This window comes from Bradyrhizobium sp. CCBAU 25360 (assembly GCF_028128695.1).
In the GTDB taxonomy this organism is placed as follows: domain Bacteria; phylum Pseudomonadota; class Alphaproteobacteria; order Rhizobiales; family Xanthobacteraceae; genus Bradyrhizobium; species Bradyrhizobium ottawaense.
Map to the genome: position 1 here is coordinate 97259 of NZ_LBJA01000032.1, position 26653 is coordinate 123911.

Annotated in this window: 24 protein-coding genes; 18 read left to right on the forward strand and 6 right to left on the reverse strand. The window is 65.0% G+C overall.

The window, feature by feature from the left end:
* Positions 1-80 precede the first annotated feature (80 nt).
* Complete coding sequence (locus XH81_RS09460) at positions 81-1118, forward strand: amino acid ABC transporter substrate-binding protein (protein WP_028139718.1); 1038 nt, start codon at positions 81-83, stop codon at positions 1116-1118.
* Between the two features lie 196 nt (positions 1119-1314).
* Here XH81_RS09460 and XH81_RS09465 read toward each other — a convergent pair whose 3' ends face one another.
* Entirely contained in the window at positions 1315-2454 is a 1140-nt protein-coding gene (locus tag XH81_RS09465) for an acyl-CoA dehydrogenase family protein (protein ID WP_028139717.1), read from the reverse strand.
* 156 nt (positions 2455-2610) lie between these two features.
* A complete protein-coding gene (locus XH81_RS09470) occupies positions 2611-3825 on the reverse strand; it encodes an acyl-CoA dehydrogenase family protein (protein ID WP_028139716.1) in 1215 nt (404 codons plus the stop codon).
* 138 nt (positions 3826-3963) lie between these two features.
* On the opposite strand from XH81_RS09470, the gene XH81_RS09475 reads away from it, so the two are divergent.
* Together XH81_RS09475 and XH81_RS09480 are read left to right on the forward strand one after the other, a co-directional pair.
* Complete coding sequence (locus XH81_RS09475; RefSeq protein ID WP_028139715.1) at positions 3964-4509, forward strand: carboxymuconolactone decarboxylase family protein; 546 nt, start codon at positions 3964-3966, stop codon at positions 4507-4509.
* An 89-nt stretch (positions 4510-4598) separates the two neighbouring features.
* Positions 4599-5093: a VOC family protein gene (locus XH81_RS09480; protein WP_028139714.1), complete on the forward strand. Its 495-nt coding sequence runs from the start codon at positions 4599-4601 to the stop codon at positions 5091-5093.
* A gap of 79 nt (positions 5094-5172) precedes the next feature.
* On the opposite strand, the gene XH81_RS09485 is transcribed toward XH81_RS09480, so the two are convergent.
* Both XH81_RS09485 and XH81_RS09490 read right to left on the reverse strand, forming a co-directional pair.
* Entirely contained in the window at positions 5173-6408 is a 1236-nt protein-coding gene (locus XH81_RS09485) for an MFS transporter (RefSeq protein WP_028139713.1), read from the reverse strand.
* Positions 6409-6620: 212 nt separating this feature from the next.
* Entirely contained in the window at positions 6621-7868 is a 1248-nt protein-coding gene (locus XH81_RS09490) for an MFS transporter (RefSeq protein WP_028139712.1), read from the reverse strand.
* A 194-nt stretch (positions 7869-8062) separates the two neighbouring features.
* On the opposite strand from XH81_RS09490, the gene XH81_RS09495 reads away from it, so the two are divergent.
* Positions 8063-10129, forward strand: coding sequence for a prolyl oligopeptidase family serine peptidase (locus XH81_RS09495; protein WP_028139711.1), 2067 nt, complete (start codon positions 8063-8065; stop codon positions 10127-10129).
* A gap of 94 nt (positions 10130-10223) precedes the next feature.
* Here the strand turns inward: XH81_RS09495 and XH81_RS09500 are convergent, their stop codons facing one another.
* Complete coding sequence (locus XH81_RS09500) at positions 10224-10895, reverse strand: DUF938 domain-containing protein (RefSeq protein WP_028139710.1); 672 nt, start codon at positions 10893-10895, stop codon at positions 10224-10226.
* Between the two features lie 267 nt (positions 10896-11162).
* Here XH81_RS09500 and soxX point away from each other — a divergent pair, with 267 nt between their 5' ends.
* The 11 genes from soxX to XH81_RS09555 all read left to right on the forward strand — a co-directional run bounded on the left by soxX (position 11163) and on the right by XH81_RS09555 (position 20737).
* Positions 11163-11489, forward strand: coding sequence for a sulfur oxidation c-type cytochrome SoxX (soxX, locus tag XH81_RS09505; RefSeq protein WP_085968002.1), 327 nt, complete (start codon positions 11163-11165; stop codon positions 11487-11489).
* Positions 11490-11514: 25 nt separating this feature from the next.
* On the forward strand, positions 11515-12006 hold the full coding sequence (gene soxY / locus XH81_RS09510; RefSeq protein WP_028139708.1) for a thiosulfate oxidation carrier protein SoxY: 492 nt from the start codon (positions 11515-11517) through the stop codon (positions 12004-12006).
* A 13-nt stretch (positions 12007-12019) separates the two neighbouring features.
* Positions 12020-12331: a thiosulfate oxidation carrier complex protein SoxZ gene (gene soxZ / locus XH81_RS09515; protein WP_028139707.1), complete on the forward strand. Its 312-nt coding sequence runs from the start codon at positions 12020-12022 to the stop codon at positions 12329-12331.
* The gene (soxA, locus tag XH81_RS09520) at positions 12331-13194 is read left to right on the forward strand and encodes a sulfur oxidation c-type cytochrome SoxA (RefSeq protein WP_028139706.1); all 864 of its coding nucleotides are present in this window, start codon (positions 12331-12333) and stop codon (positions 13192-13194) included. Before soxZ ends, soxA begins: the two co-directional genes overlap by 1 nt.
* Positions 13191-13496: a hypothetical protein gene (locus tag XH81_RS09525; RefSeq protein WP_028139705.1), complete on the forward strand. Its 306-nt coding sequence runs from the start codon at positions 13191-13193 to the stop codon at positions 13494-13496. The genes soxA and XH81_RS09525 overlap by 4 nt, the downstream gene beginning before the upstream one ends.
* A gap of 53 nt (positions 13497-13549) precedes the next feature.
* Positions 13550-15301, forward strand: coding sequence for a thiosulfohydrolase SoxB (soxB, locus tag XH81_RS09530; protein ID WP_028139704.1), 1752 nt, complete (start codon positions 13550-13552; stop codon positions 15299-15301).
* Positions 15298-15756, forward strand: coding sequence for a DsrE family protein (locus tag XH81_RS09535; RefSeq protein ID WP_028139703.1), 459 nt, complete (start codon positions 15298-15300; stop codon positions 15754-15756). The genes soxB and XH81_RS09535 overlap by 4 nt, the downstream gene beginning before the upstream one ends.
* Positions 15757-16018: 262 nt before the next feature.
* The gene (locus XH81_RS09540; protein ID WP_028139702.1) at positions 16019-17056 is read left to right on the forward strand and encodes an MBL fold metallo-hydrolase; all 1038 of its coding nucleotides are present in this window, start codon (positions 16019-16021) and stop codon (positions 17054-17056) included.
* Between the two features lie 80 nt (positions 17057-17136).
* Positions 17137-17304 (forward strand): hypothetical protein, encoded by a 168-nt coding sequence (locus tag XH81_RS09545; protein WP_162832267.1) that lies wholly within the window; start codon positions 17137-17139, stop codon positions 17302-17304.
* A 287-nt stretch (positions 17305-17591) separates the two neighbouring features.
* Entirely contained in the window at positions 17592-18800 is a 1209-nt protein-coding gene (locus XH81_RS09550; protein ID WP_028139701.1) for an MFS transporter, read from the forward strand.
* 221 nt (positions 18801-19021) lie between these two features.
* Positions 19022-20737, forward strand: a complete 1716-nt coding sequence (locus XH81_RS09555; protein WP_271596113.1) for an N-acyl-D-amino-acid deacylase family protein — start codon at positions 19022-19024, stop codon at positions 20735-20737.
* 224 nt (positions 20738-20961) lie between these two features.
* Here the strand turns inward: XH81_RS09555 and XH81_RS09560 are convergent, their stop codons facing one another.
* Positions 20962-22296, reverse strand: coding sequence for an MFS transporter (locus XH81_RS09560; protein ID WP_028139699.1), 1335 nt, complete (start codon positions 22294-22296; stop codon positions 20962-20964).
* 146 nt (positions 22297-22442) lie between these two features.
* On the opposite strand from XH81_RS09560, the gene XH81_RS09565 reads away from it, so the two are divergent.
* The 3 genes from XH81_RS09565 to XH81_RS09575 are packed head-to-tail and all read left to right on the forward strand — an operon-like array spanning position 22443 to position 26627.
* On the forward strand, positions 22443-23096 hold the full coding sequence (locus XH81_RS09565) for an ABC transporter ATP-binding protein (protein ID WP_028139698.1): 654 nt from the start codon (positions 22443-22445) through the stop codon (positions 23094-23096).
* The gene (locus XH81_RS09570) at positions 23093-25555 is read left to right on the forward strand and encodes an FtsX-like permease family protein (RefSeq protein WP_028139697.1); all 2463 of its coding nucleotides are present in this window, start codon (positions 23093-23095) and stop codon (positions 25553-25555) included. The genes XH81_RS09565 and XH81_RS09570 overlap by 4 nt, the downstream gene beginning before the upstream one ends.
* Positions 25545-26627: a lipocalin-like domain-containing protein gene (locus tag XH81_RS09575; protein ID WP_028139696.1), complete on the forward strand. Its 1083-nt coding sequence runs from the start codon at positions 25545-25547 to the stop codon at positions 26625-26627. The genes XH81_RS09570 and XH81_RS09575 overlap by 11 nt, the downstream gene beginning before the upstream one ends.
* The last annotated feature ends 26 nt before the right edge of the window (positions 26628-26653 follow it).

Genomic DNA, 26653 nt, shown 5'->3' on the forward strand with positions numbered 1-26653 from the left:
GTCGGAGCATGATCCCCAGGGGATCATGCTCCGCGCCCTCCTCCCAATTCCTTTTCCCGATTTTTCGAGAGAGCAACATGATGCGCACTTTTCGTGGCGGCCTGCTGATCGGGCTCGCGGTCGCCGTGCTGGTCGCCGTTCTGGCCATCATCTATGAATTCTACGACACCCGCACGCTGAAGCGCACCGTGCGCCGCGGCGAGGTGCTGTGCGGCGTCAACAAGGGGCTGCCGGGCTTCTCGTACTCGGAAGACAACAAGAACTGGGCCGGCTTCGACGTCGATTTCTGCCGCGCGGTGGCCGCGGCGATCTTCAACGACCCGGGCAAGGCGAAGTTCATCCCGCTCGATGCCAGCGAGCGCTTCAAGGAATTGCAGAGCCGCAAGGTGGACATCCTCTCGCGCAACTCGACCTGGAGCATGGCGCGCGAGCTCGACTACGACCTCTATTTCCCCGCGGTCGCCTATTACGATGGCGCCGGCTTCATGCTGCCGCGTTCGCGCAACAAGGAGACCTCGCTGGACCTGACCGGCAGCAAGGTCTGTGTCCAGGCCGGCACCACGACGGCGCTCAACGTCGCCGATTACTTCCGTGCCAACAACATGAAGTATGACGAGGTGAAGTTCGACAAGCTCGACGAGGTCGTGAAGGCCTACGACACCGGCAAGTGCGACACGTTCTCCGCCGACGTCTCCCAGCTCTACGCGCTCAGGCTGAACCTGGCGAAGCCGGCCGATCACATGATCCTGCCGGACATGATCTCCAAGGAGCCGCTCGCCCCCGTGGTGCGCCAGCGCGACGACGACTGGATGATGATCGTGAAGTGGACGCTCTATGCGATGATCAACGCCGAAGAGCTGGGCGTCACCTCGGAGAACATCGACGAGGCCCTGAAGTCGAAGAAGCCGGAAGTGATGCGCCTCGTCGGCACCGAAGGCAATTACGGCGAGCAGCTCGGCCTCACCAAGGACTGGGCCGTCCGCATCATCCGCCACGTCGGCAATTACGGCGAGATGTACGAGCGCAACATCGGCGAGAAGTCGAAGCTGAAGATCCCGCGCGGCATGAACCAGCTGTGGAACGCGGGTGGCGTGCAGTACGCGCCGCCGATGCGGTAGGCCTCACGCGTGTCGTCCCGGCGAACGCCGGGACCCATACCGCGTGATTTATCGATAAGCGCAGGTGACCGTACCGCGGGAAGGCTCTTTAACCACGAGCCTTCGCCAAACTACTCCCTGGGGGTTATGGGTCCCGGCTTTCGCCGGGACGACATCGAGATTGAGGCGACGCTGCACGCTTTTACTCGCCCTCGCCTCAATACCCCCGCGCCCGCGCCAGCTGCTCGGTGTGGTAGTTCGCATCCCCAAACAGCTCCTCGCACACCCGCGCGCGCTTCATGAAGAAGCCGATGTCGAACTGGTCGGTCATGCCCATGCCGCCATGCATCTGTACGCCTTCCTGGACCGCGCGGGTGGCGGTGGTGCCGGCGCGGGCTTTTGCCACCGCGACGGCTGACGTTGCCTTGGCAACATCGGTATCCAGCGCCTGAAGCGCCTTCATGGTGGCGGCGCGGGTGATCTCGATGTCGACATAGAGCTCGGCGGCGCGATGCTGCAGCGCCTGGAATTCGCCGATCAGCTTGCCGAACTGCTTTCTATTTTTGAGGTACTCGACGGTACGGTTGAAAACTTCTTCGCTGAGGCCGACCATTTCAGCTGCGACCGCGCCACGGCCGATGTCGAGCACGCCGTCGAGCAGCGCGGCGCCCTGATCGACCTCGCCGAGCACGCTGTCGGCATTGACCTCCACATTGGCGAGCTCGATCCGCGCCGCATTGTGCGCGTCGACCATGATGGTGCGCTCGATCGCGACGCCCTTGGCCGCAGGGTTCACCAGGAACAGCGTCAAGCCTTCGCGCTCGCCGGCGGTGCCGCCCGTGCGCGCGGCGAGGATGAGCAAATCGGCAACGTGGCCATCGACGACCAGCGCCTTGGCGCCGGAGAGCTTGAACCCGTTGCCGGCGCGCACGGCCTGCAGGTTGGTCTGGAGCGGACGATGCTTTGCGCCTTCGTCGATCGCGAGCGTCGCGAGCAGCGAACCGCTCGCGATCCTCGGCAGATATTCCGACTTCTGCGCGGCATTGCCGCCGCGGTTCAGCGCCGAGGCCGCAATCACGCTGGTGGCGAGGAAGGGCGACGGCATCAAGGTGCGGCCGATCTCCTCCATCACGACACCGGCCTCGACATAGCCGAGCCCGCTGCCGCCGAATTCTTCCGGCACCAGGAGGCCGGCGAAGCCCATCTCGGCGAAGGAATGCCAAAACTCCTTGGAGAAGCCGGTGGGGTCTTTGCTGTCGCGCAAATGGCGCAGATGCGACACCGGCGCCTTGTCGCTGATCAGCCCGCGTGCGCTATCGCGGAGCATCGATTGTTCTTCGGTGAGGACGAGGGCCATGTGCGTGTTTCCGATGAGAAATCTATTTGTCGTCGTCATTCCGGGATGGCCCGAAGGGCCAGGCCCGGAATCCATCGGGCCGCTTATATGCGGTGAGATGGATTCCGGGTTCGCGACTTCGTCGCGCCCCGGAATGACGCCGTAAGAGAGTGCGCCTCACGCCCCCGGCAAATCCAGGATGCGCTTGGCGACGATGCCGAGCATCACCTCGCTCGTGCCGCCTTCGATCGAGTTGGCCTTGGTGCGCAGCCAGGCGCGCGGGCGGGCGCCCTGCTTGGAGCGCTCGCTCTCCCATTCCAGCGCATCGGCGCCGCCGGCCGACATCAGGATCTCGTAGCGGCGCTTGTTGAGCTCGGTGCCGTAATATTTCATCGCGGAGGAGAACGCCGGATGCGCCTGTCCCGCCTTGGCGAGATCGACGGCGCGCTCGGCGCACGCCGCAAGCGCGGCTTCATCGACGTCGAAGCTGGCGATCTTGCCGCGGAGCATGGAATCATCGAGCCGCCCCTGCGCATCGGTGCCGACGGAATCGGCCGCGATCTGACCGAGCGGACGGCCGACGCCGCGCTCGCCCATGCCCGAGATCATCGCGCGCTCATGCTGCAGCAGGTATTTCGCAACGTCCCAGCCGCGGTTGACGGTGCCGACCACATGCGATTTCGGCACGCGGACGCCGTCGAAGAAGGTCTCGCAGAACGGCGAGTAGCCGGAGATCAACAGGATCGGCTTGGTCGAGACGCCCTTCGAGGTCATGTCGAACAGGATGAAGCTGATGCCGTCATGCTTCTTCGCAGCGGGATCGGTACGCACCAGGCAGAAGATCCAGTCGGCGTAGTTGGCGTAGGAGGTCCAGATCTTCGAACCCGTGATGACGAAATCGTCGCCGTCGCTCTCGGCGCGGGTCTGCAGCGAAGCAAGGTCGGAGCCGGCGTTCGGCTCGGAATAGCCCTGGCACCAGCGGATCTCGCCCGCGGCAATCTTGGGCAGGTGCTCCTGCTTCTGGGCGTCGTTGCCGTATTTCAGCAGCGCCGGCCCGAGCATCCAGATGCCGAAGCTCGACAGCGGCGGACGCGCGCCGATTCTTCCCATCTCCGCGCGCAGCACCTTGTGCTCGGCGGCGCTCAAACCGCCGCCGCCATATTCCCTGGGCCAGTCAGGCACGGTCCAGCCCTTGTCGCGCATGCGCTCGAACCAGATGCGCTGCGGCTCGGACGAGAACTTTGCGTTGCGTCCGCCCCAGAACACGTCGGCATCCGACGTCGCGGGCTTGCGCATTTCCGGCGGGCAATTGGCTTCCAGCCAGGCGCGCGTCTCAGCGCGGAATGTTTCGAGATCGGCGGTCTCAGAATCGCTGGTTTTGGATTCAGACATTGGTCGTTTCCATCAATCAAAATCGACTTGTTGGGCGCGACTCTGGGCCAAGCTCCCGCGGAATTCAACCACTTCCGCGAGCCGCATTCCGCTATAGTCGCGACCAAGACGGTGCTTGAAAACAAAGAGGAAACGACGATGCGCCTGAAACTTCTTTCGCCTGGCGAAATGAACGAGAGCCAGCGGCAGACCTACGACGAGTCGATTGCCGGCAAGCGCGGCAAGCCGCCGGCGCCGATGATGGCCTGGCTGAGCAGCCCGGAGATGGCGCGCCACGCCACGCGGCTCGGCGAGGTGCTGCGCTTCGACACGATATTTCCCGCAAAGCTTTCGGAGATTGCGATCCTGGTGACGGCGCGGCACTGGACCGCGCACTACGAATGGTACGCGCATAAGCGTCTCGCACTGGCGGGCGGCATGGATCCCAAAATCATCGACGCCATCCGCGACCGCCGCACGCCCGAGTTCGACGATCCCAGGGGCAGGATGATCTACGACGTGGCGAAATCGCTGCACGAGGGCCACGGCGTCGAGAAGGGGCTCTACGACGAGGCCGTGAAGCTGCTCGGCGAGCGCGGCGTGGTCGAGGTGATCGGCCTGTGCGGTTACTACACGATGGTGTCGATGACGCTGAACACGTTCGAGTTCGGCCTGCCGGAGGGCGAGGTGGCGGAACTGGCTTAATTTCTGTTCCGGAAACGCTGGGTTTCGGGATCGGCCGTAGCAGAGCCCCGAAGCCCGCCTTATGTGCATGCCTTCAACGGAGCATTCCCATGTCGCAAAGCCCAGCCGTCGCCGCCGGCACCAGGATCGGCCACGTTCACCTCAAGGTCGCCGATCTCGATCGCGCGCTCGGCTTCTATTGCGGCGTGCTCGGCTTCGAGCTGATGCAGCGCATGGGTTCGGGCGCGGCCTTCATCTCGGCCGGCGGCTATCATCACCACATCGGGCTCAACACCTGGGAAAGCAAGGGCGGCTCGCCGCCGCCGCCCGGCACGACCGGTCTCTATCACACCGCCATCCTCTATCCGACGCGCGCCGCGCTCGCCGATGCGCTGCACCGCGTGCGCTCGGCCGGCATTGCGCTGGATGGCGCCAGCGATCACGGCGTCAGCGACGCGCTGTATCTGCGCGATCCGGATGAAAATGGCGTCGAGCTGTATTGGGACAAGCCGAGGGAGCAATGGCCGTTCGGGCCGGATGGCAAGCTCGCGATGGTGACGAAACGGCTGGATGTGGAGGGGTTGTTGAGGGATCGGGAAACGTGATGCCGTACGGTGGGTTAGGCGAAGCCGTAACCCACCATGTCTCAGCGAATGCGGGGCGAAGTTGGCGGATTACGCTTCGCTAATCCGCCCTACGAAACCTGTTTCCCCGCACCATGATCAACGCCGCGGCCGCCACTTCCAGCGCGATGCAGAGATAGAACGGCAGCGAATAACCGCCGGACCAATCGCGCAAGGCCCCGACGATTCCGGGACCGAACGCGTAGGTCACCTGGTTGATCGCGGTGTTGAGGCTGATCAGCACGCCGAACGACGACGAATCGAACTCCTGCTGCACGATCAGCGACGGCAGCGTGATGAGGTTGCCGACGGAGAAGCCGAACACCGCGCAGGCCGCGATCAGCACGTAGTCGTTGTGGAGGTTGATGACGACCAGAAGCGCCGCGGCCTGGCTGAGGAACGACAGCGCGGAGGCCAGCCGCTGGTTGAGACGATCGATCACCAACGAGAACAGCACGCGGCCGACCACCGCCATCGCAGTCAGCACCGCGACGGCGACAGCAGCGCGCTCGCGGCCGATCACGGGATCGAGAAACGAGATCAGATGCACGATGAAGCCGACCTGCGCGAACAGCACCAGCGCAAACGCAATCGTCACCGTGAGGAAGCCGACGTCGCGCAGCGCCCATGCGCGGATCTGCGTCGATGATTGCGGGTTCGCCTTGGCCGCCGCGTGCCAGCCGTGGTGATCGGGCGGGCGGCCGACGAGAACAAGGATCACTGGCAGCAGCAGCACCAGCATGGCGCCGGCGGCGGCATACATCGCACTGGCAAAGCCGACATGGCCGATCAGGGTCACCAGCAGCGGCACGCCGACGATGCCGCCGAAGCTGGCGCCGTTCAGCGCCAGGCTGATCGCCATGCCGCGCTTGTGGTCGAACCACAGGCTGATCGTGTTGGTGATCATGGCGAGGCTGGTGCCGGCCCAGCCGAAGGCGAGCACGGCATCGGCGAGATAAAGCTGCCAGGGCTCGCGCACGGCGCCGATCGCAACGCTAGCTGCCGCCATCGCCAGTGTGCCGGCGATCAGGCAGAAGCGCGGGCCGTATCTCCTCACGGCTTCGCCGACGAACACGACGAGCAGCGCGCCGAACAGATAGAAGAACGTGGTGCCCGATGAGATCAGCGTGGTCGGCCAGCCCCGCGCGCGCTGCAGCTCGGCGACATAGACGCTCTGGCCGTAGAAGCCGAGCCCCCAGCCGAAGGTCGCAAGCAGGAAGCAGACCGCAACGATGCGCCAGCCTTCGTAACGCAGGGAGGATTCGTCGATCGCTGGCTGTTGAGGATTGTCGAGCATGCCGCCTACTCCCGTCATGCCCGGGCATAGCCGTCTGAAGGACGGCGTCGCTTCCGCTCGCCTATGCCCGGGCATACACGTTCTTCGATCCGCGTCCCTAAGACGTGGATGGCCGGGACAAGCCCGGCCATGACGAACATCTAAATAGCCCTCGCCAAAAAATCACTTCGACCTGGATCGAAGTATCAACATTGCTGACAATCTCCTGCCAGTCAAATCGCGTCCGGGAACTCGCCCATCGCCGCCTCCAGCCGCGCCTTGCGACGGCGGGCCCAGGAAACCAGCGAGAGCACGGCAAGACCGAGAACGACCGGCGGAAACACCACCAGGTTCACCGCCGACCAGCCGTAATTGGCGAGCAATTGCCCGGAGGAGAACGAGCCGATCGCCATCATGCCGAACACCAGGAAGTCGTTGAAGGCCTGCACCTTGTTGCGCTCCTGCGGCCGGTGCGTCTCCAGCACCAGCGCGGAGGCGCCGATGAAGGAGAAATTCCAGCCGACGCCGAGCACGATCAGCGTGGCCCAGAAATGCATCGCGGTGAGCCCGGAGAGGCCGATGCCGGCAGCGCCAGCCTCCAGCAGCAGGCCGGCTGCCACGATCTTCGGCGCACCAAAACGGGCGATCAGCGCGCCCGTGAAGAAGCTCGGCCCGTACATCGCGACGATGTGCCATTGAATGCCGAAATTGGAATCGGACACGGACAGGCCGCACATCTTCATGGCGAGCGGCGCCGAGGTCATCACCAGATTCATCATGGGATAGGAGATGATGCCGCACAGCGCCGCCGCGACGAAGCGCGGCTGCGTCACGATCGTGAGCAGCGGCCGGCCGCCATGCAGATCGGCCGGCGCGGGCTTGGGCATGTCGACGCCGGCGACGATGCCCATCGCGATCAGCGCCACGGCGGCCTGCACCAGGAAGCTGAAGGCGAACAGATAGGGCTGCCAGACGTCCATGGTCCATTGCACGAGCTGCGGACCGAGCACGCCGGCGAACACGCCGCCGGCCATCACCCAGGACACCGCCTTGGGCCGGTAGGCCGCGCTGGCGCCATCGGCAGCGGCGAAGCGATAGGACTGCGCGACGGAGCCGTAGAGGCCGCCGAGGAAGGTCGCGATGCAGAACAGCGCGAACGAGCCGTGCAGGATCGCGAACGAGCCGAGCACGCCGGTGAGCGTGCCGAGGCCCGTGCCGATGACGAAGGCCACGCGGCGGCCGAAACGGCGCGAGATCGCGCCGGTCGGCAGCGTGCCGGCAGCAAGTCCGACCACATACATCGAGATCGGCACGGTTGCGAACGACATGTCCGGCGCGAGCGTGGCCCCGACGATCGCGCCCGTGGCGAAGATCACGGCCGAGTTGGCGCCCGTCAGCGCCTGGGCCGCGGCCAGGCGCACCACATTGGCGCGCACGCGGGCGTCGTCGGCGATCTCATGGGCAGAAGTCACGTCAAGCATCGGCTTTTTCTGCCCGAACGGGCTCGAGGGCTGGTTGATTCCCGGCACTATGGAGTGACGCGAGTGGCCGGGCAACCGGCGCAAACGGGCGCAGGCCATGCCTCTGACGCAATCGGTGCGATGATAGCGGGCCGCGCGCTTGACGGCTTGCGCTCGATCAAATCCTATCGCCGCGACTTTTGGGAGTTTCGTTCATGACCGTCGACGACAGGCCTACACTCAGCGCTCCCGACGACGATCCCTGGCTGTGGCTGGAGGAGATCGAGGGCACGCAAGCGCTCGATTTCGTCGAGCGGCAGAACAGCCTGACGCTCCAGGCGTTCGGTGGCAAAGCCTTCGAGCACGACCGCGACATCCTCGCAGCGATCTATGATCGCCCCGACAACATTCCCTATGTCAGCCGGCGCGGCAGCGACCTGCACAATCTCTGGAAGGACGCCGCCAACCCGCGCGGCCTGTGGCGGCGGACCACGCTGACGGAGTTTCGCAAAGCCGGTCCTGCGTGGGAGACCATGCTGGATATCGACCAGCTCGCAGCGCGCGAAGGCGAGGACTGGCTGCTGAGCGGGATCGCCACGACGCCGGGAAGCTCGCACGCCATCTTGAGCCTGTCGCGCGGTGGCAGCGACGCCGTGACGTTGCGGGAATTCGACCTCGTTACGAAAAGCTTCGTCGCCGACGGCTTTACACTGCCGGAAGCCAAGGGCGGCGCGGACTGGCTCGATGCCGACACGTTGCTGCTGTCGAGCGCGCATGGCGAGGGCATGGTGACGGACTCCGGATACTCGCGGACAGTTCGCCTGTGGCGGCGCGGCCAGCCGGTCGATCAGGCTGAGGTGATCATCGAGACCACCGCCGATCACATGATGATCTATGGCGGCGCCGACGACACCGGACCTGAGCCGCGGGTCTGGATCGTCGAGCAGATCGACTTCTTCAATCACGCGGTCTGGCTGCGCGATGCCGCCGGTCGCATGACCAAGCTCGATCTGCCGACCGGCATCTGGCTGCAGGCCCATGGCGACTGGTTCGCGATGAAGCTGCGCAAGGACTGGACGGCCGGCGGGCGGACCTACGCCACCGACACCGTGCTCGGCATCTCACTCTCGGCATTCCTGAACGGCAGTCGCGATTTTGCGGTGCTGTTCGAGCCGGCGCCGCGGCGCGCTTTGCAAGGCCTGTTCTGGGCTGCGGGCAAGCTCGTGCTGTCGATCCTCGACGAGCTGCGTCCGCGCTTTGAGACCTTCACGCCCTCGGCCACCGGCTGGAGCCGCGAGACGCTTGGCGGCCTGCCCGAGATCGGCGTCGTCGACGTCTGGCCGCTCGATCGTCATCCCAGCGAGAGCAATGGCGATCTGCTCGCCAATGTGCAGGATCCGCTCACCCCGCCGTCGCTGCTGCTGATCGAGCGCGGCGTCGCAAGCCCGGTCGTGCTGAAGCAGGCGCCGAAGACGTTCACCGCCGACGGGCTCGTGGTGACGCAGCACGAGGCGGTCTCGATCGATGGCGAGCGCATTCCCTATGTCCAGACCGGCCCGGGCGGCGAGACCGGCGATGCGCCGGTCTATATGAGCGCCTATGGCGGCTTCGCCCATTCGGTGAAGCCGTACTACAACGCCTCGCTCGGCAAGCTCTGGCTGGAGCGCGGCGGCACCGTTGTGCAGGCGAACTTACGCGGCGGCGGCGAGTTCGGCACGCGCTGGCACGATGCCGGCCGGCTCGCCGGCAAGAAACTCTCGCATGACGATTTCGCCGCGGTTGCGGCCGATCTCGTCCGCCGCGGCGTGACGAGCGCAAAACGGATCGCGGCCCAGGGCGGATCGAACGGCGGCATCCTCATCACCAACATGCTGGTGCGCTACCCCGAGCGCTTCGGCGCGCTGTTCTGCACCATCCCGCTGATCGACATGCGCCGCTACACAAAACTGCTCGCGGGCGCGAGCTGGATCGCGGAATATGGCGACCCCGACAAGGCCGAGGAGTGGGAGTGGCTCAAGACCTACTCGGCCTATCATAATGTGAAAGCCGGCCAGACCTATCCGCCGATCCTGATCGCCACCACGCGGCGCGACGACCGCGTTCATCCCGGCCACGCCCGCAAGATGGCGGCAAAGCTGCAGGCCATGGGTTACGAGGCCTGGTTCTACGAGCCGGAAGCCGGCGGCCACGGCTACGGCAAGGACAACAAGGAGCGCGCCGGCTTCGAGGTGCTCGGTTTTCGGTTCTTGAAGGAGAAGATCGGGTGGGGGGATGAAGGCTAGGCCCGTCATGACCGGGCTTGCCCCGGCCATCCACACCTTGCCTTGCTGCACGAAGAACGTGGATGCCCGGGACAAGCCCGGGCATGACGGTTTCCTACCGCTCAAACACCAGCGTCAGATTGTTCGCGGGCATGTCGATCGTATCGACGAGGCGAAGACCCGCAGCCTTCGCGAGCGTCTCGACATCGCCGATGTCGCGCACGCCCCAGTCGGGATTGCCTTCACGCAGGGAGGTGTCGAACACCGCATTGCTGAGCGCGGTGTGCTTGCCGTCGCGCTTGAACGGGCCATAGAGGAACAGCTTGCCGTCGGGGCGTAAGTAACGGCCGGCGCCGGCGAACAGGCCCTCGGCCACGGCCCAGGGCGCGATGTGGATGACATTGGCGCAGAACACCGCCGCAAGGCTCGTCGGCGTCTGTCCGCTTTTCATCTCCGGACACCAGTCGGGATCGGTGAGATCGATCCGCAGGGGGCTGCGGATGTTTGCGAGGCCCGTATGGACGCGCCAGGCTTCGATGCTCTTGAGGTGGCGCTGGTTGAGGTCGCTCGGCCACCAGATCAGGCCGGGCGTGTGGCGGGCGAAATGGACCACGTGCTGGCCGGTTCCGCTGCCGAGCTCGACCACGTTGCCGGTCAGCCCGGTGAGGTGCTTTTCCAGCGCCGCCCAGATGGGCAGGTGGTTGCGATGGAACGCAGGCGCATCGAGCCGCCCATCGGGCTCGACCCGTCCGCCATCCCTGCCAAATTCGACGACATATTCAGCCAAGTCAGTCCCCAATAAATGTGAAACAGAAAAGACGGCCCGTAAGGGCCAAACGCCCTAGAATAATTTGCTAGTGCCAACCTGCTGGGATGAACAAACTGTCTCATCGGTTGCAATGCGCAGGATATTAACTCCATTTTGCCGCGTGCATAGTCTTGATTGTCAGACGATGCCCTTTGTGCTTTGGAACGCTTATATTTCCGCAAACGAGATCATCGACATAACGCTTGGGACGATGCCTTGACCGCCTTTCATTGCAAGCTTGCCGTCCTGGTGGCGCTGCTCCTCTCCGCCGGCGCGGCTGTGGCTCCGGCGCGGGCACAATCCGCTGTCGCCGACGGCCAGAAGCTCGCTTTCGATCGCGGCAAGGGCAATTGCCTGACCTGCCACGTCATCAAAGGGGGCGACCTGCCGGGAACAATCGGGCCGGAACTGAAGGACCTCAAGGCCAAATACCCCGATCGCAACGAGCTCACCGCGATCATCTTCGACGAGACCAAGCGCAATCCGCAGACCATGATGCCGCCGTTCGGCCGGAACCGGATTTTGACCGAACAGGAGATCAGCGCGATCGTTGATTTCCTGCAGACCCTGTAACGGCCGGCTGCCCAGGAGATTTGAGATGACCACGACCACCGGCCCGCTTGCGACAAGGCGCCTGATCCTTCAGGGCGCGGCCTCGGTCGCCCTGCTCGGCCTCGGCAATCTGCCGTTCGCGGCGACGCCCGCGCGTGCCGCGGCCAACGACAAATATCCGGAAGAGGCCTTCAAGCAGAAGAACGAGGCCGACGCGATCAAGGCGCTCTATGGCAAGACCGCCGAGCCCTCGGACAAAATCAAGCTGGATGCGCCCGAGATCGCCGAGAACGGTGGCGTGGTGCCGGTGTCGGTGACGACGACGCTCGACAAGGTCACCTCGATCTCGTTCTTCGTGACCGAGAACCCGTACGCGCTTGCCGCGTCCTACAAGATCGCCGACGGCACCATTCCGGGCGTCGCCAACCGGCTGAAAATGGCCAAGACCACCAAACTGGTCGCCATCGTCGAGGCTGACGGCAAGCTCTACAGCGCCACCAAGGAAGTGAAGGTCACCGTCGGCGGCTGCGGCGGCTAGGAGGATCGGTCCGATGGCATCAAGCATTCGCGTGCGCGCAACATCCAATGGCGACATCACCGAGGTGCAGGCGTTGATCCAGCACCCCATGGATACCGGCCTGGTCAAGGATCCCAAGGGTGAGCTGATCCCCGCGCACTTCATCCAGCAGCTGAAATTCGAATGTAACGGCAAGGACGTCTTCGTCGCCGATTGGGGCACTGCGGTCTCCAAGGACCCCTATGTCAAATTCAGCTTCAAAGGCGCCAAGAAGGGCGACGACCTCAAGATCTCCTGGACCGACAACAAGGGTGCGTCGGATACGACCACCGCGAAGATTTCGTGATGAAGACCCGATCTGCCCTGCTGCTTGGCTCGCTCAGCGCCGCGCTCGTGGCGTTCGCCCTCACCTCTCCGCGCGTCGTCGCGGCCGACAAGGTCGATCCCGTTGCCGACGCCAAGGCGTTCCAGAACTTCTTCTTCCAGAAATTTCCCGACGTGAAGCACGAGGACTTCGTCAACGGTCCGTATTCCATGAACGCGGACATGAAGCGGCAGTGGCAGGAGAAGGAGGAATTCCCTCCTTATGAGTTCGCGCTCGATGCCGGCAAGGAGATGTTTGCCACTCCGTTCAAGAACGGCAAGACCTATGCCGATTGCTTCTCCAACGGGGGCGTCGGCATCCGCCAGAACTATCCTTACTTCGACGAGAAGGAGGGCAAGGTCGTCACGCTGGAGCTCGCGCTCAACCGCTGCCGCGAGGCCAATGGCGAGGCGCCCTACTCCTACGTCAAGGACGAGATGGCCTCGCTCACCGCCTACATGGCCTTCACCTCGCGTGGCAAGCCGATGGACATCAAGATCCCCGATGATCCCCGCGCGCTCGCCGCGTTCGAGAACGGCAAGCGTTATTTCTACACGCGACGTGGCCAGATGAATTTCTCCTGCGCCAGCTGCCATGTGCAGAGCCCGGGCGAGCGCATCCGCGCCGAGATCCTGGCGCCGGCGCTCGGCATTTTGAACGCGATGCCGATCTACCGCTCCGAATGGAGCGGCATGGGCACGACCAGCCGCCGCTTCGTCACCTGCAACAGCCAGACCCGCGCGGTTCCGCTGGAGCCGCAATCGGACGAATATCGCGACGTCGAATATTTCCTGTCCTATGTCGCCAACGGCTTGCCGATATCAGGACCGGGAGCGCGGCCATGAAGCGGTCATTTCCCCTCGCCATGCTGCTGGCGCTCGGCCTCGCGTCAGCGGCGCGCGCGGCAAATGAAGCGGACTACAAGGCGGCCTATGCCACCGCTGAAGCCGCATCGAAGGAGGCTGCCGGCTTGCGCAACCAGTGGACCGTGACTGTCTCGACGCTGGCCGCGGCCAGGAAAGCGGCGGATGGCGGCGATTTCGACCGCGCCACCGCCGCAGCCAGGGAGGCCGAGGCGCTGGCAAAGGCGTCGATCTTCCAGGCGACCTCTGAAAAAGAAGCCTGGAAGGCGATGGAAATCCGCTAGACTGGCATCAACTGAAACAGTCTTGCGACATTGAGGGCGCGGAGAATTTTGATATGGCGATCCGCCGCCGCGATTTCCTGAAGAGCGCAGGCCTTGCCGCTGCATCGCTCAGTCTGCCGCGGCTTGCGCGGGGCACTGAGTCCGCGAGCATTTACGACCTCGAGCGCTTCGGCAACGCGCGCATCCTGCACATCACCGACACGCATGCGCAGCTCAACCCGGTTTATTTCCGCGAGCCCAGCATCAATATCGGCGTCGGTGAGATGGCCGGGCGGCCGCCGCATCTGGTCGGCCGCGCCTTCCTCGATCGTTTCGGCATCCGTCCCGACAGCGCCGATGCCTATGCCTTCACCTGTGTCGAGTTCGAGAAGTCTGCAGGCCGCTTCGGCAAGCTCGGCGGCTTTGCCCATCTGAAGACGCTGGTCGACCGCTTGCGCGGCGATGTCGGCGAGAAGCGCTCGCTGCTGGTCGACGGCGGCGATCTCTGGCAGGGCACCGGGCTTGCCAACGTCATGCAGGGCCGCGACATGGTCGAGGTCGCCAATCTGCTCGGCATCGAAGCGATGACCGGGCATTGGGAATTCACCTATGGCGAGCAGACGCTGCGCGACAATCTCGAGCGCTTCAAGGGCGAGTTTCTGGCGCAGAACGTGTTCCTGACCGAGGAAGCCGCGTTCAACGACGCTCCCGCCTTCGACAAGGCCACGGGACGCGTGTTCAAGCCTTCGATGATCAAGGAGATCGGCGGTCACCGGGTCGCGATCGTCGGCCAGGCCTTCCCTTACGTGCCGATCGCGCACCCCAAGCGGTTCACGCCGGACTGGACCTTCGGCATCCGCGAGGAGGAGTTGCAGAAGCATGTCGATGCCTTGCGCGGCACCGACAAGGTCGATGCCGTCATCCTGCTGTCGCACAACGGCATGGACGTCGACCTCAAGCTCGCAAGCCGCGTCACCGGCATCGACGTCATTCTCGGCGGCCATACCCATGACGCCGTGCCGCAGCCCATCGCCGTGAAGAACGCCGGCGGCACCACGCTCGTCACCAATGCCGGCTCCAACGGGAAATTCCTCGCCGTGCTCGATCTCGCGATCGACAAGGGCAAGGTCAGCGACATTCATTATCATCTCCTGCCGGTCTATTCCGAGCTGCTGAAGCCCGACCCCGGAATGGCCGAGCTGATTGGCCGGCTGCGCGCGCCGCATGTGACCGACTGGTCGGCGAAGATCGCAACGCCCGACCGCCTGCTCTATCGGCGCGGCAATTTCTCCGGGCCGGTCGACGAGCTGATCTGCACGGCGCTCCGCACCGAGCTCGATGCCGAGATCGCGCTGTCGCCGGGGTTCCGCTGGGGCGTCACCGCGCTGTCGGGCCAGGCCCTGACCATGGAGGATCTGCTCGCGGAAACTGCGATCACTTATCCCGAGACCTATGTGCAGGAGATGACGGGAGCCCAGATCAAGGACGTGCTGGAAGACGTCTGCGACAACCTCTTCAACGCCGATCCCTATTATCAGCAGGGCGGCGACATGGTGCGCGCCGGTGGACTCAGCTACACCTGCACGCCGACCGCCGCGATCGGCGGCCGCATCTCGGAAGTGAAACTCCATGGCGGCAAGGCGCTCAGCGCCAGCCACCGCTACAAGGTCGCAGGCTGGGCTTCGGTCAACGGCCAGCAAGGCGCGCCGGTGTGGGACGTCGTCGGCAAATATCTGCGCTCGGGCCGGATGTTTCAGGAGCGGCTCGGCTCCGGCGTGACGCTGAGAGGCGTCGAGGACAATCCGGGTATTGCGGGACAAGGATGATGCGGGCGCAACTGTTTCGCGCGATGCTGCTGACGCTGCTGGCCTGGGCGGCGGTGCCGCCAGCATTTGCGCAGCCGGTGCCACTTCAGGACAAGCCGTTCGCAGAGCACAGGATCGTGCTGCAGCTTTCCGACGGTGATGCAAGGAAGCAGGCGCTGGTGCTCAGCGTCGCCAACAATCTCTTGAAGGCGTACGACCCCGACAAGATCGCGATCGAGGTCGTCGCGTTCGGCCCCGGCGTCGATCTCCTGTTGTCCGGCAGCGAGCGTCGCAAGCAGGTCGAGAGCCTGATCGCGCAGGGCGTGCGCTTCGACATCTGTCTCAACACGGTGGATACGATCGAGCGCGAGACGGGCAAGCGGCCGGAATTCATTCCCGCGGCAACACCGGTGCAGGTCGGGGTCGGGCAGATCCTGTTCCTGGCGGAGAATGGGTATACGGTGGTGAGGCCGTAGCGTCTTCCGCAACACCCTCCCTCGTCGTCCCGGCGAAGGCCGGGACCCATACCGCGTGATCTATCGGTAGGGGCTGGTAGGAGTACCGAACGACTGATCTGCCCTAAACTGCTCCCTGTGGTTATGGGTCCCGGCCTTCGCCGGGACGACAGCGAGTTATGCAAAACAATATTCCATATTTCCCTCCCAACACAGTGATTTGCTTCTCTTTTCGACCCGTGGCGTAGTAGAATTTGCAATCAGTTCCATGCCGGGTCCTGCCATGATCTTCCGCCAGCTCTTCGACAGCGTTTCGGGCACCTACAGCTACGTCCTTGCCAGCCGCCCCGGCGGCGAGGCGCTGATCCTCGATCCCGTGCTGGAGAAGGTCGATCGCTACTGCCAATTGCTGCGCGAGCTCGACCTCAAGCTGGTCAAGGCGGTCGACACCCATCTGCATGCCGACCACGTCACCGGCCTCGGCGAGCTGCGCGACCGCACCCATTGCATGACCGTGATGGGCGACCAGACCAAGGCCGACGTTGTGGCGATGCGGGTCGCCGACGGCGACAAGGTGACGATCGAGGGCCTGTCGCTCGACGTGATGTACACGCCCGGCCACACCGACGATTCCTATTCCTACCTGATGGGCGACCGCGTCTTCACCGGCGACACGCTGCTGATCCGCGGCACCGGCCGCACCGATTTCCAGAACGGCTCCTCGCGCGCCCAGTACGATTCGATCTTCAACCGGCTGCTCAAGCTGCCGGACGAGACGATGGTGTTTCCGGCGCACGACTACAAGGGCGACACCGTCTCCACCATCGGCGAGGAGAAGCGCTACAACCCGCGGCTCCAGGTGCGCTCGGTCGACGAATATATCGAGCTGATGGCCAACCTGAAGCTGCCCAATCCGAAGATGATGGACGTGGCGGTGCCCGCCAACATGCATGTCGGCCTGCATCAGGAGGAGCTGGAGAAGGAAGGCCGCGCGCTCAGCGCGGTCGAGGCGATCCGCATTCTCGGCCGGCCCGACATGCTGCTGGTCGATCTGCGCGAGACCAACGAGCGGATGAAGCACGGCATGCTCGAAGGCGCGCTGCATACGCCCTATCCGTCCGTCGAGGAAAGCCTCAAGCCCGGCGGCATGCTGCGCGAGGTCGCCGCCGCCACCGGCCGCCGCATCGTGTTCTTCTGCGCCTTCGGCGAGCGCTCGGCGATGGCGGTGGCCGCCGCCAAGGCGGCCGGCCTTTCCAACACCGCCCATATCGCCGGCGGCGTGGATGCCTGGAAGAAGGCGGGCGGGCCGCTCGTGCACTGACGGCCCTGCTTGCGATAGGTCAGAAACTACACATATGTTCCGGATAGGATCGGATGCAGCATCACCATCCGGGAACAGCCATGGCCAAGATCGGCAAGCCAAGCGAGCCGCCCAAAATCGCTGACAAAAAGCGGGCGGAAGACAAGGTGAAGATACCCCCGCCTCCGCTCGATGACGATGACTACGAGGACGGCGACATCGCGACGCCCAAGCGTGACCGCTACGGTCCGGATGACGAGTCGTTTTGAGGGGGGCTATGATCCGACGCTAGCGCCCCACTCTCCGCCGTCGTCCCTGCGAACGCAGGGACCCATAACCCCAGGGAGAAGTTGGCGGGGGATCGCCGTCCGGTACTGCGACCTGTCACAATCGATAAATCCCGCGGTATGGGTCCCTGCGTTCGCATGCGTTCGCAGGGACGACAGCGGGGATGGAATCCCCACCCGCACTACCTGCCATGCGCCTGCGTTCATGGACAAATAACCGCTCTCCCCGATAGTTTGCGCGCCTTCCAGGGAGTGAAACCGGAATTGCAATGGTCGACGTTCTCGCCGCACCGCAGCAAGGCAAGGCGGACAGCGCGCTACGCACGCTGACCGGAATCTCGATCGCGCATTGGGTCAGCCATTTCCACCTGCTGGTCCTGCCGATGCTGTTCCCGTTCCTCAAGGCTCAGCTCGGCGTCGGCTATATCGAGCTCGGCTTCGCGCTCACCGTGTTCGCGGTGGTGTCCGGATTGACGCAGGCGCCGACCGGCTATCTCGTCGACCATTTTGGCGCGCGACGAATTCTGCTGGCCGGCCTCACGCTCGGCGGCTTCGCGCTGATCCTGCTCGGTCTGCACCTCAGCTACGCCTCGCTGATCGCCTGCGCCGTGCTGCTGGGTCTCGCCAATAGCGTCTATCACCCCGCCGACTACGCGATCCTGGCCGAGCACATGGACGAGGCACGGATGGGCCGCGCCTTTTCGATCCACACCTTTGCCGGGTTTCTTGGCGGCGCGGTGGCGCCGGCAATCGTGGCTGCACTCGTCACCCTGTCGGGCGGCGTCGGCGCGCTGATCGCCTCGGGTGCGATCGGCATTGCGGTGGCGTTGCTGCTACTCGTCATGAACATTCCCGACGCCGGCGCCAGCAAGAAGAAGCCAGGCGCGGAGAACGCGCCGAAGCAGGCTGTCATCACGCCCGCGCTGATCGTGCTGACCGCGCTGTTCATGCTGCTCAGCCTGTCGGTCGCCGGTATCAACAATTTCGGCGTCGTCGCGCTGATGAGCGGCTATGGAACGTCCTACTCGGCTGCCAACGTCATGCTGACGGCATTCCTCGGCGCCAGCGCCGCCGGCGTGCTGGCCGGCGGTTTCCTTGCCGATCACACCGAACGCCATGGCTATGTCGCAGCGGCCTGCTTCGCCGTGAACGCGGCAATCGTGCTGCTGATCGCGCTGGTGACGCTACCCGGCTGGGCGCTGACTGCCGCGATGACGGCGGCGGGCTTTCTGTCCGGCGTGATCGCCCCCTCGCGCGACATGCTGGTGCGCAATGCGGCTCCTCCCGGCGCTGCGGGGCGCGCCTTCGGCATCGTCTCCACCGGCTTCAATCTCGGCGGCATCATCAGCCCGCTGCTGTTCGGCTGGATCATGGACCAGAGTGCGCCACACTGGGTGTTCGGCGCGTCGGTGGTGTTCATGGTGGCGACGGTGGCGCTGTCCCCGTTCACGGAGCGGAAGCGACAAGCCGGTTCTTGAGGAGCGAGAGCGGCTGCCACAAATTCAATCGTCGTCCCCGCCTAGTGCGCAATTGCGCACGGGGGGCGGGGACCCATAACCCCAGGGAGCGGTTGTGGAGCGAAGCTGCCAACTACGAGTCTTCGCCAAACTCCTCCCTGTGGCTATGGGTCCCGGATCTGCGCTGCGCTTGTCCGGGACGACGAAAGAAGACTTAGAAAAACAAAAACAGGAAGAAACACATGAGCACCCCTGATCTCGTCATCCGCGGCGGCACCGTTGCGGATGGAAACGGCGGCGAACTGTTCGAGGCCGACGTCGCCATCACCGGCGGCAGGATCAGCGAGGTCGGCAAGGTCTCTGGCAAAGGCGCCGAGGAAATCGACGCACGCGGAAAGCTGGTGACGCCGGGTTTCGTCGACGTGCACACCCATTACGACGGCCAGGTCACCTGGAGCCAGGACATCACGCCGTCGTCGCAGAACGGCGTCACCACGGCGATCATGGGCAATTGCGGCGTCGGCTTCGCGCCGTGCAAGCCCGCCGACCACACCCGCCTGATCCATCTGATGGAAGGCGTCGAGGACATTCCCGAGCCCGTCCTGAGCGCCGGCATTCCCTGGGCCTGGGAGAGCTTTCCGGACTACATGAACTGGCTCTCCAAGCGCGATTTCGACATCGATGTCGGTGCGCAGCTGCCGCATGCGGCGCTACGGGTCTATGTCATGGGCGAGCGCGGCGCACGCCGCGACCCCTCGACCACCGAAGACAATGCCGCAATGGCCAAGCTCGCGGGCGAGGCGGTTCGCTCCGGCGCGCTCGGCTTCTCGACCTCGCGCACGCTCAACCACCGCACCTCCACCGGCGACTTCACGCCGACGCTCAAGGCCGGCGAAGACGAGCTCACCGCGATCGCCGGGGCGATGCACAGCCAGGGCCGCAGCGTGCTGCAATTCGTGCTCGATCTCTCCACCATCCACGAAGACTTGCCGATGATGTTGCGGGTCGCCGACACGACGAAGTGTCCGATCTCGTTCTCGATCACGCAGAACGACAGATCGCCAAACCGCTGGCGCCAGACGCTGGACGAGATCAATGCGGCGGCGAAGCGCGGCCTCTCCATCACCGCGCAGATCGCGGCGCGCCCGGTCGGCCTGCTGCTCGGGCTCGAGCTGTCGCGCAATCCGTTCCAGACCCATCCTAGCTACAAGGCGATCGCGCATCTTCCCTTGAAGGAGCGGCTGGCGCGGCTGCACCAGGCCGACGTGCGCAAGGCAATCCTGAGCGAGACGGCAACCGCCACCGACGATCCGCTGTTCTTCCGGCCCAACTACGACAAGATGTTTTTGCTCGGCGATCCCCCCGATTACGAGCAGCCGCCGGAGAACGCGCTGGGGCCGCAGGCGCGCAAGCAGGGCCGTCAGCCGGAAGAGCTCGCCTATGACGCGATGCTGTCGGACCAGGGCCGCGGCATGCTCTACGTGCCGTTCCTGAACTATGCCGACGGCAATCTCGATGCGACGCGCGAGATGCTGATCGACCCGCAATCGGTGCCGGGCCTGTCCGACGGCGGCGCGCATTGCGGCATCATCTGCGATGCCAGCTTCCCGACCTATCTGCTGACGCATTGGACACGCGACCGCACGCGCGGCGAGAAGCTGTCGATCCCGTTCGTGGTCGCAGCGCAGTCGCGCAAGACCGCACTCTCGGTCGGCCTCACCGATCGCGGCCTGATTGCGCCCGGCTACAAGGCCGACGTCAACGTGATCGACTATGACCGTCTGCACCTGCATCCGCCGAAGGTGCATTACGATCTGCCGGTCGGCGGGCGGCGGCTGTTGCAGGACGTCGACGGCTACGAGGCGACGATCGTCTCAGGCGTGGTGACGCGGCGGCATGGCGAGGCCACGGGCCGCCGGCCGGGGAAGCTGATCCGCGGGGCGCAGGGGGTGAATTAGCAGCTGATGGTGAGTGAGGCGCGAAGTCCGCGCCTCATTCTCAGTGTCGTCCTTGCGAACGCAGGGACCCATAACCACAGGGAGCGGTTATGGGGCTAAACTGTAACTCCGAGTCGTCGCCAAACCCCTCCCTGTGGTTATGGATCCCGGATCTGCGCTTCGCTTGTCCGGGACGACAGTTGGGGTTGTGGCCGGCGGCCTCTATCTAACCCTCGCCCGCCCCCTTACGTGGGCGAGACCGCACCCTTCAACGATGCTGCCTGCGGCGCCGCACCGCGCGTCAGCCTGGCCTTTTCCGAGTTCGGCCACAGCAGCAGCAGGCCGAGCAGGCCGGAGCCGACCATGATCACGGCGTTGATGGTGAAGCCGGCCATGTAGCCATCGACCGTGCTGCCGGCGCGCTGGATCATCGCCCCCATCACGGCCGGCGCGATGATGCCGGCCAGCGTGTAGAGCGCACCATAGATCGCGAGGATCGCGCCGCGCTGCGACGTCGGCGTGAACTCGCCGAGCATCGGCGGGCAGACCACATAGATCGCCCCGCACAGGCCAGAGCCGACCACGAGCAGCGCGATCTGCAAGCCCGCGCCCTGAACATGCGGCATCACCGCCAGAATCAGCCCGCCGATCACCAGCGGCACCGAGCCGAGCACGCCGCGAGCCACGCGGGTGTTGTAGCCGCGCGCCATCATCACCTGCGAGATCCACCCGGTGAGAATGACGATGGTGGCACCGAACACCCAGGGCAGGATCGAGATGAAGCCGGCCTGGCTCTGCGAGAAGCCGAGCCCCTTGACGATGAACGGCGTGAACCAGGTCAGGCCGAGCGAGAGTGCCCAATAGGCACCGAAGGTCGCCGCGACGCAGCCGATGAAGGTGCGAGAGGTGAGAAGCTGCAAGTAAGGGATCTTCTGCTCGGTCGCGGCCAGGACCTGCGTGTCCTCCAGCGGGCCTTCCTTGCCGAGCGCGAGCCAGGCACAAACCCAGATCAGGCCGACCACGCCGAGCGCGCCGAAGGCATAGTGCCAGGAATGATTGACGATGACCCAGTTCAGCGCCGGCACCGCCAGGATCACGCCGAAGGCCGAGCCCTGCGACAGGATCGCGGTCGGCAGCGTGCGCTTCTCGTCGGGGAACCATTTGTAGATCGCGTGCGCGGCGACGGAGAAGGCCGGGCCCTCGCCGGCACCCAGCACGATGCGGCAGATCAGCAGCGTAGTGAAGGAGACGGTGCCGACCATCGGAAACTGCGCCAGCGCCCAGATCACTGCGAGCACGAGCAGCACCCAGCGTGTCGGCACCTTGTTGACGATGAAGCCGACCACAATGGCGGCGATCGAGAACAGGAAGAAGAACGAGGAGCCGAGCAGGCCGAACTGCTCCGGGGTGAGCTTCAGATCGGTCATGATCGGCACGCCGGCGAGACCGACGACGATCTTGTCGGCGAAGTTCACGACCATGAAGAGGAAGAGGAGAAAGGTGACGGTCCAGGCGCCCTTCGGCGTTCCCTTGGTCCCGATCGTCTTGCCGACCACCTCCGTCGTTCCCTCAACGCTCATGATTCTCCCCCGTCGATGTCTTTTGGCACTTTTTTGATTTGGCTATCTTGGGAGCTAACAACGGCTTCGAGACCAACGCAACCCGGCATTTCCGCAGCAAGTGTGCTACGCAGCAATTCCGCTAATTCCGCCCGGCGCCATTCATCGTGTTGAGCATCCGAAATCTCTCCAAGACTTTCTCCTCGGCCGGCGAACCGGTCCATGTGCTGCGTGGCGTCGATCTCGACCTTAAGGAGGGTGAACGCGTCGCGCTGACCGGCGAGTCCGGCAGCGGCAAGAGCACATTGTTGCACCTGATCGCGGGACTCGATGCCGCCGATGGCGGCACGATCCGGCTGCAAGGCACCGAAGTCACCGCGCTGTCCGATGCAGGGCGCGCCAGCTTGCGGCGCGACCGGATCGGCCTGGTTTTTCAGCAATTCAACCTGATCCCGAGCCTGTCGGTCGCGGACAATCTGGTTTTCCAGGCGCGGATCGCCGACCGTCACGATGCAGCCTGGACCAAGGAGCTGGTCGAACGGCTCGGCCTCGGCCCTCTCCTGAAGCGCTATCCCGAGCAATTGTCCGGCGGCCAGCAGCAGCGGGTCGCGATCGGCCGGGCACTGGCGACAAAGCCCTCGCTGCTGCTGGCGGACGAGCCGACCGGCAATCTCGACGAGGCCACGGCCGAAAACGTGCTGGCGCTGACGCGCGACCTCGTCGCGCGCACCGGCTGCGGCTTCCTGATGGTGACCCATAGCCTGCATCTGGCCGGCACGCTCGACCGCCACCTCACCCTGCATGCGGGGCGGATCGCATGAGACGCGCGCTCTGGGTGCTCGCAGTGCTGCTCAGCCATTGGCGGCGTCACAAGATGCAGTTCGCGACGCTGCTGGTCGGGTTGATCGCGGCGACCGCGCTGTGGAGCGGCGTGCAGGCCATCAACCAGCAGGCCCGCAATGCCTATGACCGCGCCGCGGCGACGTTCGGCGGCGCCCGCACCGCCATGCTGGTCGCGCCTGCCAGCGCGACATTTCCCCAGGAGCTGTTCATCAAACTCCGCCGTGCCGGCTGGCCGGTGTCGCCGGCGCTGGAGGGCCGGGTCCAGATCAACGGACGCTCGGTGCGGCTGCTCGGGATCGAGCCGGTGACGCTGCCGGTCGAAATCGGCAACGCACCGCGTCTCGGTGCTGCGAATCTAGGCAGTTTTGTTGCCCCGCCGGGCCAGACATTGGTGGCACGTGAGACGCTGAGCGACTTGCAAGAGACGGAAGGCGCGGCGCCGCCGATCAGCAACGGCGCGACATTGCCGCCGCTGCGCGTGTTGCCGCAGCTCGCGCCCGGCGTGCTGGTGGTCGATATCGGCGTGGCGCAGCGTCTGCTGAACAAGCCGGATCAGCTGTCGCGGCTTCTGATCGGCAAGCCCAGGAGCAAGCCTGCGCCGCTGGCAAGCGTGGTCGGCGACCGGCTGCAGCTGGTTGAGCCGAACGCGGAGACCGAGCTGGAGCGCCTCACCGACAGCTTTCATCTCAACCTCACGGCGTTCGGCCTGTTATCGTTCTTCGTCGGCCTGTTCATCGTCAACTCGGCCGTCGGCCTCGCCTTCGAGCAGCGGCTGCCGATGTTGCGGACCTTGCGCGCCTGCGGCGCCTCGGCGCGGCTGGTCAACACCGTGCTGGTGATCGAGCTCGTGGCGCTGGCGCTGATCGCCGGCCTGATCGGGCTCGTCTGCGGCTATTTCATCGCGGCAGTGCTGCTGCCCGACGTCGCGGCGTCGCTGCGCGGGCTCTATGGCGCACAGATCCCGGGGCAGCTGACCTTACAGCCTGAATGGTGGCTCGCCGGCATCGGCATCAGCATTGCGGGCGCGCTGGTTGCGGCGGCGACCAGCCTGATCAAGGCGATCAGGATGCCGGTGCTGGCGACGGCGCAGCCGCGCGCCTGGCAGCAGAGGCAGCGCCGCTGGCTGATCCTGCAAAGTCTGGCCGCCTGCGCCGTGTTCGCGGTCGCGCTGCTGCTGCTCCAGTACGGGCAATCGCTGATCGTAGGCTTTGGCGTGCTGGCGGCATTGATGTTCGGTGCGGCCCTGATCCTGCCGGCGCTGCTCGAGATCATCCTGCTCGCGGGCCAGCGCGCCGCGAGGAAGCCGCTTGCGCTGTGGTTCTGGGCGGACAGCCGGCAGCAGCTTTCCGGATTGTCGTTGGCGCTGATGGCGCTGCTCCTCGCGCTCGCCGTCAATGTCGGCGTGTCCACCATGGTGGAAACCTTCAGCCGCACCTTCCTCGGCTGGCTCAACGGTCGGCTCGCCGCCGACGTCTACATCAGCGCCTCGGACAATGCGCAAGGCGTTGCCATCCGCAACTGGCTGCGCGAGCGCAGCGACGTACAGGCGATCCTGTCGGGCGGCCGCGCCGAGGCGCAGGTTCAGGGCCAGCCGGTGGAGCTGCTCGGCCTGCCCGATCACGCGCTCTATCGCGAACGCTGGCCGCTGCTGGAAACCGCGCCGCGCGGCTGGAGCCGGCTCGTGCCGGGCAATGCCGCCTTCATCAGCGAGCAGCTCAGCCGCCGCCTCAACGTCCGCATCGGCGACGTCGTCGAGGTGCCGGCGCCAGGCGGGACCTGGGAGCTCGACATCGTCGGCATCTATGCCGATTACGGCAACCCTAAGGGGCAGCTGACCGTCAACGTCGCGGCGCTGATCCGGCAGTTTCCGCAGACGCCGCAGACGCGGATCGGCCTGATCGTCGCGAAGGAGAATATCCTCGGCCTGATCGCGGCGTTGCAGAAACAGTTGGCGCTCGACGACCGCAGTGTCGCCGACCAGGCGACGGTGAAGGCCGAATCGATCCGCATCTTCAACCGCACCTTCGCAGTGACCTCGGCGCTGAACGCCTTCACACTCGGTGTCGCCGGGATCGCGCTGTTCACGAGCCTGCTGACGCTGGCGAACTCCCGCCTGCCGCACCTCGCGCCGCTATGGGCGATCGGCATCACGCGGCCGCGCCTTGCCGCGATCGAATTGACCAAGACGCTGTCGGTGGCGCTGTTCACGGCGCTGCTGGCCGTTCCGCTCGGGCTCCTGGTGGCGTGGTGCCTGATCGCGATCGTGAACGTGAAGGCGTTCGGCTGGCGGCTGCCGTTCCACGTGTTTCCGCTGCAACTGGTCGAGCTGGTCGCGGTCGCGCTGTTGGCGTCGCTGCTGGCGGCGCTGTTGCCGGTGGCACGGCTGGCGCGGATGCAGCCGGCAAATCTCGTCAAGGTGTTTGCCAATGAACGCTGATCGCATGTCGCGCCGCGCCTTCGCCGGCGGCATCGCTGCGCTGGCCCTCGCACGCCGCGCCAGCGCGCAAGGCTATGCGGGGCTCGGTGAAAAAGCGGATGGCTTTGGGAAGGTGACGCCGGGAAAGCTGTTTGCCTTTCCTGGCGATCACGGGCCGCATCCGGACTTTCGCATCGAATGGTGGTATCTGACGGCAAACCTCATCGACGGCAGCGGCGCGGCTTGCGGCCTGCAATGGACGCTGTTCCGTCAGGCGGCGCAGCCAGGCCCTCAAGGCGAAGGCTGGGCCAATCAGCAGGTCTGGATGGCGCATGCTGCAGTGACGCGCGCCGACACCCACCGCTTCAACGAAGTCTTTTCACGCGGCGGCGTCGGCCAGGCCGGCGTCACGGCCAAGCCGTTCGATGCCTGGATCGACGATTGGGAGATGAAGGCTCTCGAGCGAACCGATGACCGCACTTTGGCGCCGCTGGCGCTGAGGGCGTCCAGCACAGATTTCAGCTACGCACTGACGCTGGAGGCCGATCGCGCTGTGGTGCTGCAAGGCGATCGCGGCTACAGCCGCAAGTCGGAGCGTGGCCAGGCGTCCTACTATTACAGCCAGCCGTTCTACCGCGCTCGCGGCACGCTCACCATCGACGACAAGCCGGTCGATGTCTCGGGCCAGGCCTGGATGGACCGCGAATGGAGCAGCCAGCCGCTCGACGCCGACCAGACCGGCTGGGACTGGCTGTCGCTGCATCTGTCGTCAGGCGACAAGCTGATGCTGTACCGGCTGCGGCAGAAGGAAGGCAAAGACTATCCGTTCGGCAACTGGATCAGCGCTGCCGGCGAAACGCAGATGATCACGGGCGGCGACATCCGGATGATGCCGAAAGCGACGGCGGAGGTTGCGGGACGCAAGCTGCCGGTGGAATGGCAGATCGCGATCCCGTCGCGATCGTTCTCGATCCACTGCAAGCCGCTCAATCCCGGGGCCTGGATGGGGATCGGCTTCTCCTATTGGGAGGGGCCGATCAGCTTTGCCGGGACGCATGACGGCGTTGGCTATCTCGAGCTGACCGGGTATTGAAGCGCGGTCTGTTTGAAGGAACCAGC